Below are 13,972 nucleotides of genomic sequence, written 5' to 3'. Positions count from 1 at the left end.
CATCCAGTCGTGGCCCGGGCGGCATAATAGGCTTCACTTAGCGTGCTGGCCGGTTCTGAGTGGCCTTCGCCACAACCGGCTTGGCGTCGCCATCGCGGCCTTTGCCGTCAGGCTCCCGAACTCAGCATGAGGCTTCATCCTTCCGGATAGTCCTGAGCCAGGCCTCTGCAGGATCGTCTTCCTCAACCTGGCGGCGACTGATCGGCTCTGGCCTGCGGCAATGTGAATGGTGCCTGCGGGCGCCTTCGCGCCGGGAGATTCGACCGGCTTGCCGGATTCGACTAAGCCCTACTTCATGTGTGGCATCGCTGGCTGGTACCGAAGATCTGGGCGCCCCGTTGATCGCAGGGCGATCACGGCGCAATGCGAGGCGATCCTGCATCGCGGCCCGGACCAGGACGGGTTGTTGGTGGAGGGCGACTTCGGCTTCGGCATGCGGCGCCTCAGCATCGTCGATCTGGCCGGCGGTCAGCAGCCCGTGATCTCCGAGGACGGCTGCCACGCCCTGACCTTCAACGGCGAGATCTATAACCATCTCGAGCTGAGACGGGAGCTGGAGGCGGCTGGCCACCGCTTTCGCAGCGTCAGCGACACGGAGACCATCCTGGTTGCCTGGCAGCAATGGGGCGATGCAGCCTGGGCCAGGCTCGAAGGCATGTTCGCCATTGCCCTGTGGGACCGTCCCCAGCGGCGGTTGACGCTGGTGCGAGACCCTCTCGGCATCAAGCCGCTCTACATCACGGAGCAGATGGGCGGCTTGGCTTACGCTTCCGAGATCAAGGCCCTGCTGCCACTGCCGGACCACGCCTTCAGCGTCGATCCGCATGCGGTGCACAGCTACTTCAGTTTCGGCCACGTACGCCCGCCGCAGTCGATCTACAGCCAAGTGCGGTCGCTGGCGCCGGGCCATCTGCTGACCATCGGCCCCGAGGGCGAATCCCGTAGCCGGGCCTACTGGAGCTTGCGCTTCCAGGAAGGGCCCCGCCAGAGCGAGGCGGATTGGATCGCGCAGTTCCGCGAGATCTGGCTGGCAACGGTGCGCCGCCACATGCAGGCGGATGTGCCGGTCGGAACCTTTCTTTCGGGCGGCGTGGATTCCTCCGCGGTGACGGCGGCCATGGCCCGCGTCACCGGGCAGCCTGTGAGAGCCTATACCATCGGCTTCCAGGAGGCGCGTTTCGACGAGACCGCCCATGCGCGCGATGTGGCGCGGCACCTGGGTTGCGAGCATATTGTTCGGGTGGTGGACCTGCAGGACGCACGGGACCTGCTGCCCCGCATCCAGCATTGCTATGACGAGCCTTTCGCCGATCCTGCCGCCGTGCCCAGCTGGTACCTGGCCGAGGCGGCATCGCAGGACCTGAAGGTGGTGCTGGCCGGCGATGGGGGAGACGAAATCTTCGCCGGCTATCGCCGCCATGCCAATGAAGCGCGGTCGCTTCGCAACGCATCCTGGCTGCCGGCATTGCGGCCGCTCTCCCGCGCATTGCAGGCGCTGCCGGACCTGCCGTCGCGCCAGGTCACGCGCCTGCGCCGGAGCCTCGACCGCCAGTGCGACATGGCGCGGCTTCCCGACGGCTATAGCCGCTTCTTCGCCCGCACCGAGATCGTCTCCGCCGCGCTTCGGGAAGCCATCTACCAGCCGTCATACCATGCGGAGCAAGCAAGCCGCGGCACCTTCACCAACCTTCGCGACGAGTTCTTCCCGGAGACTGGCGACGTCCCTGCCGATGGCATGGAGCAGTTCCTCCTGGCCGATACCTTGCTGCAGCTTCCGGGGCAGATGCTGACCAAGGTGGACCGCGCCAGCATGGCGCATTCACTGGAAGTGCGGGTGCCCTTCCTGTCCCACAAGCTGGTGGACTGGGCGGCGACCATGCCCATGTCGATGAAGCTAAGGGGCAACCTCGGCAAGTATGTTGTACGCAAGGCGGTGGAGCCATGGCTCCCACCCGGCTTGCTGGACAGGCCGAAGCAGGGCTTCAAGATGCCGCTGGCCCAGTGGTTCCGTGGGGAGTTTGGCCGTTACGCCCGGTCGGTCTGGCACGACAGCGGCGCCAGCCGGGCGGGCTATCTGGATTCGGCGGCTGTGGACCAGTTGTTCCGGCAGCACGCCACAGGGGCGCACGATCACAGCCGCATCCTGTATGCTATCGCGATCTTCGCCCTCTGGTGGCAAGGCCGAAGCACGGCCCGGCCTGAGTGGGCCGGTCGGGTGCCCTTCTGAAACGGAATGAGCCCAGGCGGCTCAGCGTCCCGTTCCCCTTGCTCGACGAACAGTAAGCCCCAGCCAATGCGTGCCGCGACCTGATGCCTGCCTATACCGGTGCAATCAGCCTTTACCGGCACCGCATGTTCTCGCGCATCACGGGGCGCGCAGCATCGTCCGGACGGCGGCTTCAACTGCGCGCGCTGCGGCGCTCGCCACAGGGGAAGTGATGCGGGCAACTATCACGATCTCCGATGGCGGCAGGCCGGGAGGACCGAGGCGTGGCCGTCACCTGGTCCGGGCCCTGCGGCCCCGGACAGCCATTCAGGGGGTCGCGCCGGAGCTTCCTGGCCGGCGGATGACCCTCACCTTTCTGCTGCTCCCACCCCCGCAGAACATCCGGTTACTTCTATCCGCCTCAAGCCCGGAGACCTCCACTCCCGCCGGCATCACGAGGCGCTCGAGCACTTCACCCGTTTCAGGATCGATGCGCCGGACGTCGCCCACCTCGTCCTGCCATGTGCCATGCCAGAGCTGGCCATCGACCCAGGTGACACCGGTGACAAAGCGGCTGGATTCCACGGTGCGGAGCACGGCGCCGGTTTCCGGGTCCACCTGATGGATCCTGCCGTCGTCATACTGGCCGATCCAGAGGGTCCCTTCCGCCCAGGCAAGCCCGGAAGCCCCGCCAAGGCCAGGCACCTCGACCGTGCCAAGCACCTCGCCGGTCTGCGGATCGATCTTCCGGATAACGGTGCCGGCGAGTTGAAACAGATGCCTGCCATCGAAGGCCGTACCCGCGTCCGCGGCGACGTCGAGCGTGCCGACAATCTCGCCGCTTTCAGGGTCAAGGGCGTTCAGCCTGTCACCGGAAGCGAACCAGACCCGCTGTCCGTCGAAGCTGACCCCGTGCACGGCGTCGACACCGGGAAAGGGTCCATATTCCCGGATGATCTCGGCAGGCTTCTGCTTCATGCTTCCCTTCTACCGCTGCACCGGCAGGGCCGGGAGTAACAAGCCTGTCGGGAAACCCGGCACCTTGGGTGCCAGCCAGCGGCAGGCCCGGCCACGGCCGAAGGATTCCACCTCGCCGGCTTTCGCCAGTGCTTCAAGCGCGCGCTGCACGCTGCGCGAACTCTTGCCGAGCGCCAGCGCCAGCGCCGAACTCGACCACGCCTCACCATCCGCAAGCAGCGCCAGCATCGCGGCGTGCTTCCCCTCGACAGGCGGCGCGATCACGGCGACCGCCCGCGCCTGGTGCGGCTTCAGCACGAAGCCCCGGTGTGTCGCGCTCAACCCGGCCAGTGGCCCGAGTGCGCTGCGGAGCCGCCCGATCTCCACGCGTAGCCGGGCGCGGTGCGATTCATCGGCTTGGCGCCCCTGGAAGGCCCGTGCGATCAGCGTTCCGCGCGGCACATCCCCGGGCCATGCCTCGCCGAGGGCGCGGGCAAGCGCGAAGAGCACCGGCCGGCCAGCGAGCGGCACAACCGTCTCCCCGGCGCGGAGGACATGGCGGCAGGCATCGACCACGAGCGCGCCTGAGGCCATCAAAGCCTCGACTTCGGCAAGTCCGAGCAGACGCTCCCCATCATGCGCGGCAAGGCGCGCGGCCGGGGCATCGAGCGCGCGCGAGGCCCGATCCGCTTCGGCCGCGAGGGCAGCGATCCCGGTCTCCCGCGCGGCGAGGGCGGCCCGGCGCAGCGCGGCCCGTGCCGGCTGCGTCCGCACCCGCCGCATGGCGATGCCGGCGGCAACGAGCCAGTATCCGGTTCGCGATACCTGTGGCAGCGCGCCGGCATCCACGGCATCGAGCATCCGCCCGGCCTCGTCCAGATGCCCGATCAGCAGGAGCCAGCGGGCCTGCAGATAGCCGGCATGCGCGGCATTGGCCCGGTCTCCTCGCGCTTCGAGCACGGCCCGCGCCGCGCGAAGGGCCTGCATGGACCCTCTCAGGTCACGCTGAACGAGCGCGATCTCGGCTTCGGCGAGGACGCAGCGCGCATGGGCCACCGCCTGGACGGGCCCGAAGGCGCGGGCGGCATTCCGCAGCAAATCCTTCGCACGCGTGAGGTCGCCGAGTTGCGCCATCGCGATGCCGCGCAGGGCGAGCGCTGCCGGGTCGCCGCGCAGCGCGATCCGCTTCAGCGCCGCCAGTGGATCGCCGGCCGCCAGCGCCTGGGCCGCGGCCGTGATCAGGGAATCCATGGGAATCCCGCCACACTTGTCACTCCCACCGCCGGGCATCTCCCCGCCAGGCTGGCTCATGACCAACGACGAGCGCCTGCTGCGGTGCGGCCGCGGTTCTGGCCAAGGCGCGGGCCGCTCGTTCCAGCCGGAGATGACAGCAGCCATGCATAAGCCCGTTGAGCATAACAGAACCGGCGAGGAGCTTGTCATGCGCATGCCGCCGGTCGTGTCACCGCAGGAGTGGGAAGCTGCGCGCCAGCAGATGCTGGTGAAGGAAAAGGCCTTCACCCGCGCCCGCGACGCGCTGGCCGCGGAACGCCGGCGGATGCCGTGGATGGCCGTCGAAGCAGCGTATGAATTTGAAGGCCCTCGCGGCAAGGCAAGCCTGCTCGACCTGTTCGAGGGTCGCCGGCAGTTGATCGTCTACCGCGCCTTCTTCGAGCCCGGCGTGTTCGGCTGGCCCGAGCATGCCTGCCGCGGCTGCTCCCTGGTGGCCGATCAGGTCAGCAACCTCGCGCATCTGAACGCCCGCGACACCACGCTGGCCTATGCCTCACGCGCGCCGCAGGCGGATATCGCGCGCCTGAAGGCGCGGATGGGTTGGGAGATGCCCTGGTACACCATCACCGACAGCTTTGACGCCGATTTCGGCGTCGATGAGTGGCACGGCCATAACGTGTTCTTCCGCGATGGCGAGCGTGTGTTTCGCACCTATTTCATCAACAACCGGGGCGATGAGGCGATGGGGACCACCTGGAGCTACCTCGACATCAGCCCGCTCGGCCGCCAGGAGACCTGGGAGGATTCGCCGGAAGGCTACCCGCAGAGCCCGCCGTACAAGTGGTGGAACTGGCACGACAACTACGCCGCGGAAGCCTCTCCCAACCTGAAATGGGCCGAGGTGTCGGACGCCAGCGAGGCCGCCTTACGCAACCCCGCCCCGGACGCCAGGCCGTGAGAGAGGCTCCTCCCACCCAAGCCACCGGAGGCTTCGGCGCCGAGGCCATGCACCGCACGGCCGAGTGGCTGCGCCTCGCGGCCACACCAACCTTTGCCGCCATGGCGCTGCTGACCGGTATTCTCGAGGGGGGAGGCATGGAAGCGCTTTGTGCGGCTGAGCCCAGGTTGTCGATCGGCGGAATGATGCCGATGTACCTGCTCATGAGCGCGCTGCATTCGCCGCCCTGGCTGGCGCTGATCTCCGGCCGCTGAGAGCAGGCGGGCGGGCAGGGCACGGCCACAGGAACCGTTCGGATCGGAGGCCAGAACCCGCGGCGAGCGGGTCCTGTGGCGAGTGAGCGGCTGGCGGATGCCGGCGTCCTTGTGATTGTCACTTGGGAGCAGGCATGCCCTGAGCCCCCTTCGATGACCCCGGGCCACCCCCGAGACGGGAACCATCGCCGCCGCGGGGGGTGGAGGCAGCAGTGGAACCGGCCCGGCAGGAGATTTTTGTGCAAGGTGCGGTTGCGCCGCCTTAGCACACCTGCAACCTTCTTCCGGAACGCACAACGAAGCAAAAAGCCGGAGGAAACCCCATGCATCGACGCTCGCTCTTGCAGGCAGCCGGAACGGCTGCGCTGTCCCTGGCCATGCCGGGCGTCTCGCGCGGCGCGGAGGCCCGCACGCTGCGCCATGTTCCGCATGTCGATCTGGCTTTCCTCGACCCGCACTGGACCACGGCCAACGTCACCCGCAACCACGGCTTCATGGTCTTCGACACGCTCTACGGGCAGGACGAGAACTACGCGGCGGCCCCGCAGATGGTGGAAGGCCATGTGGTCGAGAACGACGGCAAGCTCTGGACCCTGCGCCTGCGGGAGGGGCTGCTCTGGCACGATGGGGAGAAGGTGCTCGCCCGCGATTGCGTCGCCAGCATCCGCCGCTGGGCGCAGCGGGATGCCTTCGGCGGCGCCCTGATGCGCGCGACCGACGAGCTTTCGGCACCCGACGACCGGACCATCCGCTTCCGCCTCAAGAAGCCTTTCCCCCTGCTGCCCGACGCGCTGGGCAAGTCGCCGGTCTATATGCCGGCGATGATGCCGGAGCGCCTGGCCAGGACCGATGCCATGCAGCAGATCACGGAGATCGTCGGCAGCGGCCCCTTCCGCTACAAGGCCGACGAGCGGCTGCAGGGCTCACGCAACGTTTATGAGCGATTCACCGGCTACAAGCCGCGCGAGAATGGCACGCCCAGCGGCACGGCCGGCCCCAAGGTCGCCTATTTCGACCGCGTCGAATGGACCACCATCAGCGATGCCTCGACCGCCGCGGCGGCGCTGCAATCGGGCGAGCAGGATTGGTGGGAGCATGCCAACCACGACCTGCTGCCGGTGCTGCGGCGCAGCCGCAACATCAAGGTCGAGGTGGTGGACCCGGCCGGCATCCTGTCGATGATGCGGCCCAACCATCTCCAGCCGCCCTTCAATAACCCGGAGATCCGCCGCATCGTGATGCGGGCGATCGACCAGGAATCCTACATGCAGGCGATCGTCGGCGACGATCCCTCGATGTACCACACGCCCATCGGCGTCTTCTGCCCCGGCACCCCGATGGCGAGCGACGCGGGGCTGGAGCCGCTGCGCGGTGCGCGCGACTACGACAAGGTCAAGGCCGACCTCAAGGCCGCCGGCTACAAGGGCGAGAAGGTCGTGCTGCTGGTGCCGAGCGACTATGCTGTCATCAAGCCGCTCGGCGATGTCGCGGCCGACATGTTCACCAAGATCGGCATGAACGTCGAGTATATCTCGACCGACTGGGGCACGCTGCTGCAGCGCCGCACCAACAAGGGGCCGGTGGAGCAGGGCGGCTGGAGCTGCTTCGTGACCAACTGGAACGGCACGGACTGGATGACGCCGGCCACGCATATCGCCATGCGCGGCACCGGTGAGGCCGGCTATGCCGGCTGGTCCAGCAGCCCGCGCACGGAGGAACTCTACGAGGCCTGGTACGAGGCGGCCGACGATGCCGGGCGGGCACGAATCTGCCAGGACATCCAGCGGCAGTGCATGACGGACGTGCCCTTCTATCCGCTGGGGCAGATGCGGCAGCCCAGCGCGTGGCGCAGCAACATCACAGGCGTGCTCGGCGGCTTCGCCAAGTTCTGGAACGTCCGTCCGGCCTGAGCGGCCTGTCTGGGCCGGGCCGCGCGGGACAGGCCGCGCGGCGGTACGCATGCGATGGGAGGAGTGCCTGCGATGACGCAGCCGGATGAGATCTGCTATCTGTCGGCCACAGCCCTGGGCCAAGCCTATGCGGCGGGCGAGCTGTCGCCAGTGAAGGTCGCGGAGCGTCATCTGGCGCGCATCGAGGCGCTGGAACCGGCGCTGAACGCCTTCCAGCTTGTGGACCGGGAAGGCGCCCTTGACGCCGCCAGGGAGGCCACCGGGCGCTGGCGGCAGGGGGCGGCCCTTGGCCCGCTGGACGGCATTCCCGTCACGATCAAGGACAATGTGGACATGAAGGGATGGCCGACCCGCAATGGGTCGACCACCTCCCCGCCCACGCCTGCCCCCGAGGATGCCCCCGTGGTCGCGCGCCTGCGGGAGGCCGGGGCGGTCTTTCTCGGCAAGACCACGACGCCGGAATTCGCCTGGAAGGGCATCACGGACAGCCGGCTCAAGGGCTTCACGCGCAATCCATGGGCGCTCGACCGCTCGCCCGGCGGTTCCTCCGGCGGCGCCGCGGCGGCCCTGGCGGCCGGCATCGGCACGCTGGCCTATGGCAATGACGGCGGTGGCTCGATCCGCATCCCCGCGAGTTTCTGTGGCCTCTTCGGCCTCAAGCCCACCTTCGGGCGGGTGCCGCACCATCCGGTCGAGGGCGTCTTCGCGACGGTGAACTCGGGTGGTCCGCTCGCGCGCCATGTGGCCGATGCGGCGCTGGCCTTGCAGGTCATGGCGCGGCCGGACCGCCGCGACTGGTATGCCCTGCCGCAACCTGCCGAGGACTGGCTGGCCGGGCTGCGCCCACGGCTCCGGGGCCTGCGCTTCGCCTATGCCCCCAACCTCGGCGAGGTGGAGCCGGACCAGGAGATCCGCGCCTGCCTGGAGCAGGGCATCGCGCGCCTGCGGGAGGCCGGTGCCGTTGTCGAGGAGGTCGGGCCGGTCATCCCGCCCTTGCAGCCGGTGTTCCAGGATTTCTGGATGGCCGGCTTCGCGCATCTGCTGCGGGGCGTGCCGCAGGACCGCTGGGACGAACTCGACCCCGGCTTCCGCCAGGTGGCGGAGCGCGGCCTGGATGTGAGCGCCGAGCAACTGCTTGCCGGCGAAGTGGCGCGCGCGCGGCTGCACCGGCGCTTCGCGCAACTGCACGAGCGTTATGACCTGCTGCTCGCGCCGAGCACGCCGCATGCCGCGCCACCGGTCGAGACGGTGTACCACTCCGCGTCCTATGACCGCTGGCGCGATGGCGTGGCCTATACGCTGCCCTTCAACCTGACCGGGCAACCTGCCGCTTCCATCTGCTGTGGCGTCACGGGCGCGGGCCTGCCTGTCGGCCTGCAGGTCGCCGGGCCCAAGTACAGCGAGCGGCTGATCCTGGAAGCCTGCCTGGCGATTGAGGCTGTGCGGGAGGATCTGCCCCATCCGCATGTGCTGGAGAAGCTTGAGGCCACTGGCTGCTGAACCCGGCTGGATTGGGCCCCGGCCGGCGGCGCCTGTCAAAGCCGTTGTGCCGGCGGGGAAGGGTGCCCTGTCCCGGCCCCATCGCCGCCGGCCATGCCCTGGCAGGACTGCTGCGGCCATGAGCCGGGGCGCGGCTGCCCGTCACCGTCGCCCCGCCCTGCACAACCTGTCCACCCGGTGATCCACAGCTCTGTCCCCGCGAACTGGGGACAAGTCCAGGCCGCCGTGGTCCTGGCCGCGCGCATGGCCCGCGGCTCAGTCCCCCAGGGCCACCCCGTCGCGCCGCGGATCGGCCGCGCCTTCCCAGCCCTCCGCGACACGGCGAATCACTTGCAGGCCGGTATTCATCCCGCCCACCTTCGGCTTGTGGCCCATGGCGGCCAGTGCATCGGCGAGGTCGGCGGCCGGGGTGCCGGCTTCCAGCTCCTCCGCGCCGTTTTGGGCGCCAATGCGGGGGCGGGCCGTGGCGCGGTAGGCATCGGCATTCCAGGCCAGCAGCTCCACCAGGGCGACAGTGACCGAATCCACGATCCGCGCACCGCCGCCCGCGCCCAGCACCAGCTCCGGCGCGCCATCCGTGCCGAGCACGATCGTCGGCGCCATGGTGGTGATGGGGCGCTTGCCGCCCTCCAGCCGGTTGAAGGCGGGCGCCTCAGCCGGGCCGGGGTCGGTGGCGAAATTCGTCAGCCCGTTGTTTAAGGCGATGCCGGAGGCCAGCCGCTCCGCGCCGAAGTTCAGGTTGTTGGTGGTGGTGAAGGAGATGGCATTCCCGGCAGCATCCACAATCGAGACATGCGAGGTTCCCGCCAGCACCAGCGGGTCGGAGGAGGTGGGCAGCGCGCCGTGGCGTTCCAGCGGATTGCCCGGGCGGACCTGCTCCATGGCCCGGCCGGGCTGCACCTCCGCCGCGCGGCTGGCCAGGTAAGGCGGCGCCACAAGCTGCGCGGTGGGCACGGGAACCACGTCGGGGTCGCCCAGCCAGCGGCGGCGGTCCGCCAGGCCCAGGCGGCCGACTTCCAGGATCAGATGCGCCGCCTCGGCGGAATCGGGCGCCTTGCCGGCGATGCCCAGGCGCTCCAGCATGCCAAGCTGCTGCTGCACGGCCACGCCGCCCGAGGATGGCGGGGCAGCGGAGCAGACCTGCCGCCCGAAGGCGGTGCTGCACACGGGCTCGCGCCGCTTGGCCTCGTAATTCGCCAGATCCTGCGCCGTCATCCAGCCGGGCACGGGCTCGCGCGCCACGGCCTCCAGCACCGCGCGGCCGAGCGAGCCGCGATAAAGCGCATCCGGCCCTTCCTCCGCGATCTGGCGCAGCGCGGCGCCATGGGCGGGGTTGCGGACCACCGTGCCCTCCGGCAGCGGCTGGCCATCGGCGCCGAAGAACAGCGCGCGCATCTCCGCATCCCGCGCAATCTCTGCCGCGCGGGTCGCAAGCACCCGGTGCAGCACGGGCGACATGGCGGCGCCTTCCTCCGCCGCGCGGATCGCGGGGGCGAAGAGATCCCGCCAGGGCAGCCTGCCATGATCCGCATGAACCATGGCCAGCATCCGCAGCGTGCCCGGCACGCCCACCGAACGGCCGGAGCGCGCGACAGTGGCCACGCCGACGCGGGTGCCATCCGCATTCTCGATCAGGCGCGAAGTTGCGGCGGCGGGGGCCGAGGCGATGCCTTCATAGCCACTCATCCGCCGCGCGGCGGCATCCCAGTGCACCAGCAGCGCGCCCCCCAACAGGCCGGTGGCATGCGGCTCCACGACCGAGAGCACGGCCTGCGCCGCCACTGCGGCATCGGCGACCGAGCCGCCCGCGCGCAGCATGTCCAATCCCGCTTGCGATGCCAAAGGATGCGCGGAAGCCACCATCTGGCGCGCGGCGCGGCTGGGGCCTTCCGCTGCCTGCGGCTGGAGCGGGATAGCCGCCAGCAGGGCGGCAAGGACATAGGCCGGTTTCTGGTGCATGGACGCTCTCCTGTGGAAAGGCGCTGCCTCTACCCGCAAAGATATCGGCAAGCCATGGCTTCTCCGCCGGCCGGCTGGTGGCGGAGGCCGGCCATGCCCGCGCCATCGCGCGGCCAGCCCATGCTCTTGCCCGAGCTGATCATGATCTGTGCTCAACACGATGCATGTGGTGGGTATTTGAGCATCACGGTGCATGGAAGGGGCTGTGCCCGATCGGTCTGGGCTTGACGCTGCGCATGGCGGCTGGTTGCATTCGTGTCATCCAGCGAGGAGAGCGGCCATGCACCCGATCATCACCCACTGGGGCCCGTGCGCATGAGCACGGAGCTGCTGATCTCTGGCGGCCGGATCTTTCGCGGGCTGCGCGGTGGATTTGCTGAAGCGCTCGCGGTGCGCGACGGCCGTGTTGTTGCCGTGGGCACGGAAGAAGACGTGTCGCAGGCCGTGGGCGCCGCCGCGCGGCGCATCGACCTGGCTGGCCGCGTGGCGATGCCGGCGCTCAATGAAGCGCATATGCATCTCGCCGCTTTCGGGCTGACGCTGACCCAGGTGAACCTGCGCGCCGAGGAAGTGCGCACGCTGGACGAGGTGCTGAAGCGCGTCGGCGAGGCGGCGAAACGTGTCCCGAAGGGACAATGGATTTCCGGCCGTGGCTATGACCATGGCGAGCTGGATATCGGCCGCCATCCTCTGGCGGAGGAACTGGACCGCGTGGCGCCGGACAACCCGGTGTTCATTGTTCGCACCTGCGGCCATGTCGGCGTCGCCAATTCCATGGCGATGAAGCTGGCGGGCGTCAGCCACAACACGCCGAACCCCGAGGGCGGCGCCATCGAGCGCAAGAATGGCCGCCTGACCGGATTGTTCGCCGAGCGCGCTATGCGGATGATCAAGGAGGCCATGCCGGCCTGCACCGAAGCGCAACTGGTGGATGCGATCGACAAGGCCGGGCAGAAGCTGGCCAGCTACGGCTTCGCATCGGCCAGCGACATGAATATCGGCATGACGGCGGGCATGGCCGAAGTCGCCGCCTACCATCAGGCCGAGGCCGAGGGGCGGCTGCACCAGCGGATGTGGCAGGTGCTGTTCGGCAACCCCGAAGGAATCGCGCAGCAGGCCTGGGAGGCGGGCATCCGCCCCGGCATCGCCGCCGGCGCGACGGCCGAGAGCCTGCTGGCCTGGGGCGGCATGAAGGTCTTCGGCGATGGCTCCGCCGGCGGCCTGACCGCGGCCTTCTTCGACCCTTATCTGGAAAGCGCGGGCGGCGGCACGGGCATCTTCTGCTTCCCGGATGACGCGATGCACGAGATGCTGTCGCGCTACCATCGCCAGGGCTGGCAACTGGACATCCATGCCATTGGCGATGCCGCCATCGAGCAGGTGCTCTCCGGCATGGAGAAGGCGGATGCGCCGGACGCGCCCATCGCCGGCCGGCGGCACCGCATCGAGCATTGCGGCTTCCTGAACCGCAACCAGCGCCAGCGCATGCTGCGCCACGGCATCCTGCCGGTGCCGCAGCCTGTCTTCATGTATGAGTTCGGTGATCTCTACGTCACCAACCTGGGGCAGGAGCGTGCCGCCGCCGCCTATCCGATGGCGACCTGGCTGCATGAGGGTCACCACCCCGCCGCATCCTCGGACAGCCCGGTCTGCACGGTGGACCCTTTCCCCAATCTCTACACCATGGTCACGCGCAAGACGAACAAGGGCACTGTCCTGGGGGCCGAGGAAGTGCTGACCATGGAGGAAGCGGTGCATTGCTACACCTGGTGCGGCGCCTTCAGCCAGTTCGCCGAGGGTGAGCGCGGCACGCTGGAACCGGGGCAGCAGGCCGATATCGCCATCCTGTCCCGCGACATCTTCGCGGAGGCGCCGGAGGCGCTGTTCTCGACCCAGGCGGACATGACCTTCCGGGGCGGCCGGGCGATCTTCGACCGCCATGGCGAAGTGGCGGCGCTGTCGGCGGCGCTGTGCTGACGCCATGCTGCGCCACGTGGTGCAACGCCTGCTGCTGATCGCACCGGTCATGCTGGGCGTGCTCTTGATCGGCTTCCTGCTGATGCAGGTAGTACCAACGGACCCCGCCGTGGTGCGGGCGGGGCCCACCGCTACGGCGGATGTGGTGGCCGCCATCCGCCGCGACCTGGGGCTGGATCAGCCGATCTATGTGCAGTTCGCCATTTACCTGTGGCGGCTTTTGCAGGGTGATCTCGGCGTCTCCATCATCAACAACGTCCCGGTGACGCAGGAACTCGGCGCCACTATCGGGCCGACGCTGGAACTGATGTTCGCCTCCCTGTTCTGGTCCATCCCGGCCGGGATCGCGCTGGGCACGGTGGCCGCCTATTACCGCGGCACCCTGCTGGACCGCGCCATCACCGCGCTCTCCGTGGCGGGCGGCTCGGTGCCGGTGTTCTTTCTGGGGCTGGTGCTGATCTGGTTCGTCGGCTTCCAGTGGCAGCTGCTGCCCTTCACCGGGCGCGGCGGGCCGCTCTGGACGGTGGAAGGCTGGCAGGCCGTGGCGCTGCCGGCGCTGACGCTGGGCGGGGTCTTCATCGCCCCCGTGGCGCGCATGACCCGCACGGCGGTGCTGGACGTGCTGGGCGCCGAGCATGTGCGCACCGCCCGCGCCAAGGGGCTCACCGAGCGCGCCGTGGTGCTGCACCACGCGTTGCGCAACGCGCTGATCCCGGTGGTGACGCTGATCGGGCTGCAGATCGGCTTCCTCTTGGGCGGCGCGGTGGTGACGGAAACCGTGTTCTCCTGGCCCGGCGTCGGGCGGCTGGCTGTGGGCGCCATCCTGTCTTCGGATTTCCCGATGGCCCAGGGCACCATCATCGTGCTCTCGCTGGGCTTCATCCTCATCAACCTGGTGGTGGATCTGCTCTACGTGCTGCTTGATCCGCGCATGAGAGGGGCCTGAGCATGGCCAGCGCCACCACGGCCCCGGCCGCCGTCACGCCGCCCGTGCCCGCCCCGCGCCGCGCGCCGGGCA

At 69.1% G+C, this 13,972-nt stretch carries 10 protein-coding genes; 7 read left to right on the top strand and 3 right to left on the bottom strand.

Annotated features, from left to right (window positions below):
- The first annotated feature begins 268 nt into the window (after nucleotides 1–268).
- Nucleotides 269–2,227 (top strand): asparagine synthase (glutamine-hydrolyzing), encoded by a 1,959-nt coding sequence (asnB, locus tag IBL25_RS11840; protein ID WP_202986759.1) that lies wholly within the window; start codon nucleotides 269–271, stop codon nucleotides 2,225–2,227.
- 306 nt (nucleotides 2,228–2,533) lie between these two features.
- On the opposite strand, the gene IBL25_RS11835 is transcribed toward asnB, so the two are convergent.
- Nucleotides 2,534–3,184 carry a Vgb family protein gene (locus IBL25_RS11835; RefSeq protein ID WP_187778749.1) on the bottom strand — a complete coding sequence of 217 codons (651 nt, stop codon included), beginning with the start codon at nucleotides 3,182–3,184 and terminating at the stop codon, nucleotides 2,534–2,536.
- Between the two features lie 9 nt (nucleotides 3,185–3,193).
- A complete protein-coding gene (locus IBL25_RS11830; protein WP_187778748.1) occupies nucleotides 3,194–4,414 on the bottom strand; it encodes a helix-turn-helix domain-containing protein in 1,221 nt (406 codons plus the stop codon).
- A 58-nt stretch (nucleotides 4,415–4,472) separates the two neighbouring features.
- On the opposite strand from IBL25_RS11830, the gene IBL25_RS11825 reads away from it, so the two are divergent.
- The 4 genes from IBL25_RS11825 to IBL25_RS11810 all read left to right on the top strand — a co-directional run bounded on the left by IBL25_RS11825 (nucleotide 4,473) and on the right by IBL25_RS11810 (nucleotide 9,018).
- The gene (locus IBL25_RS11825) at nucleotides 4,473–5,354 is read left to right on the top strand and encodes a DUF899 domain-containing protein (protein ID WP_202986758.1); all 882 of its coding nucleotides are present in this window, start codon (nucleotides 4,473–4,475) and stop codon (nucleotides 5,352–5,354) included.
- Nucleotides 5,355–5,401: 47 nt separating this feature from the next.
- Entirely contained in the window at nucleotides 5,402–5,608 is a 207-nt protein-coding gene (locus IBL25_RS11820) for a hypothetical protein (protein WP_187778747.1), read from the top strand.
- Between the two features lie 323 nt (nucleotides 5,609–5,931).
- Complete coding sequence (locus tag IBL25_RS11815; protein ID WP_187778746.1) at nucleotides 5,932–7,518, top strand: ABC transporter substrate-binding protein; 1,587 nt, start codon at nucleotides 5,932–5,934, stop codon at nucleotides 7,516–7,518.
- Between the two features lie 72 nt (nucleotides 7,519–7,590).
- Nucleotides 7,591–9,018 carry an amidase gene (locus IBL25_RS11810; RefSeq protein ID WP_187778745.1) on the top strand — a complete coding sequence of 476 codons (1,428 nt, stop codon included), beginning with the start codon at nucleotides 7,591–7,593 and terminating at the stop codon, nucleotides 9,016–9,018.
- 255 nt (nucleotides 9,019–9,273) lie between these two features.
- Here IBL25_RS11810 and IBL25_RS11805 read toward each other — a convergent pair whose 3' ends face one another.
- On the bottom strand, nucleotides 9,274–10,977 hold the full coding sequence (locus IBL25_RS11805) for a gamma-glutamyltransferase family protein (protein ID WP_187778744.1): 1,704 nt from the start codon (nucleotides 10,975–10,977) through the stop codon (nucleotides 9,274–9,276).
- A gap of 315 nt (nucleotides 10,978–11,292) precedes the next feature.
- Here IBL25_RS11805 and IBL25_RS11800 point away from each other — a divergent pair, with 315 nt between their 5' ends.
- Both IBL25_RS11800 and IBL25_RS11795 read left to right on the top strand, forming a co-directional pair.
- On the top strand, nucleotides 11,293–12,954 hold the full coding sequence (locus IBL25_RS11800; protein WP_187778743.1) for an amidohydrolase: 1,662 nt from the start codon (nucleotides 11,293–11,295) through the stop codon (nucleotides 12,952–12,954).
- 4 nt (nucleotides 12,955–12,958) lie between these two features.
- On the top strand, nucleotides 12,959–13,900 hold the full coding sequence (locus IBL25_RS11795) for an ABC transporter permease (RefSeq protein ID WP_187778742.1): 942 nt from the start codon (nucleotides 12,959–12,961) through the stop codon (nucleotides 13,898–13,900).
- Nucleotides 13,901–13,972 lie beyond the last annotated feature (72 nt).

Origin of the sequence: Pseudoroseomonas ludipueritiae, assembly GCF_014490445.1 — a bacterium.
GTDB lineage: Bacteria > Pseudomonadota > Alphaproteobacteria > Acetobacterales > Acetobacteraceae > Pseudoroseomonas > Pseudoroseomonas ludipueritiae.
This window is presented reverse-complemented; position numbering and strand designations above follow the sequence as displayed.

Coding starts and splice junctions, on each gene's coding strand:
- IBL25_RS11810 (WP_187778745.1), top strand. CDS start 7,591: ATGACGCAGCCGGATGAGATCTGCTATCTGTCGGCCACAGCCCTGGGC.
- IBL25_RS11830 (WP_187778748.1), bottom strand. CDS start 4,414: ATGGATTCCCTGATCACGGCCGCGGCCCAGGCGCTGGCGGCCGGCGAT.
- IBL25_RS11835 (WP_187778749.1), bottom strand. CDS start 3,184: ATGAAGCAGAAGCCTGCCGAGATCATCCGGGAATATGGACCCTTTCCC.
- IBL25_RS11805 (WP_187778744.1), bottom strand. CDS start 10,977: ATGCACCAGAAACCGGCCTATGTCCTTGCCGCCCTGCTGGCGGCTATC.
- IBL25_RS11800 (WP_187778743.1), top strand. CDS start 11,293: ATGAGCACGGAGCTGCTGATCTCTGGCGGCCGGATCTTTCGCGGGCTG.
- IBL25_RS11795 (WP_187778742.1), top strand. CDS start 12,959: ATGCTGCGCCACGTGGTGCAACGCCTGCTGCTGATCGCACCGGTCATG.
- IBL25_RS11815 (WP_187778746.1), top strand. CDS start 5,932: ATGCATCGACGCTCGCTCTTGCAGGCAGCCGGAACGGCTGCGCTGTCC.
- IBL25_RS11820 (WP_187778747.1), top strand. CDS start 5,402: ATGCACCGCACGGCCGAGTGGCTGCGCCTCGCGGCCACACCAACCTTT.
- IBL25_RS11825 (WP_202986758.1), top strand. CDS start 4,473: ATGACCAACGACGAGCGCCTGCTGCGGTGCGGCCGCGGTTCTGGCCAA.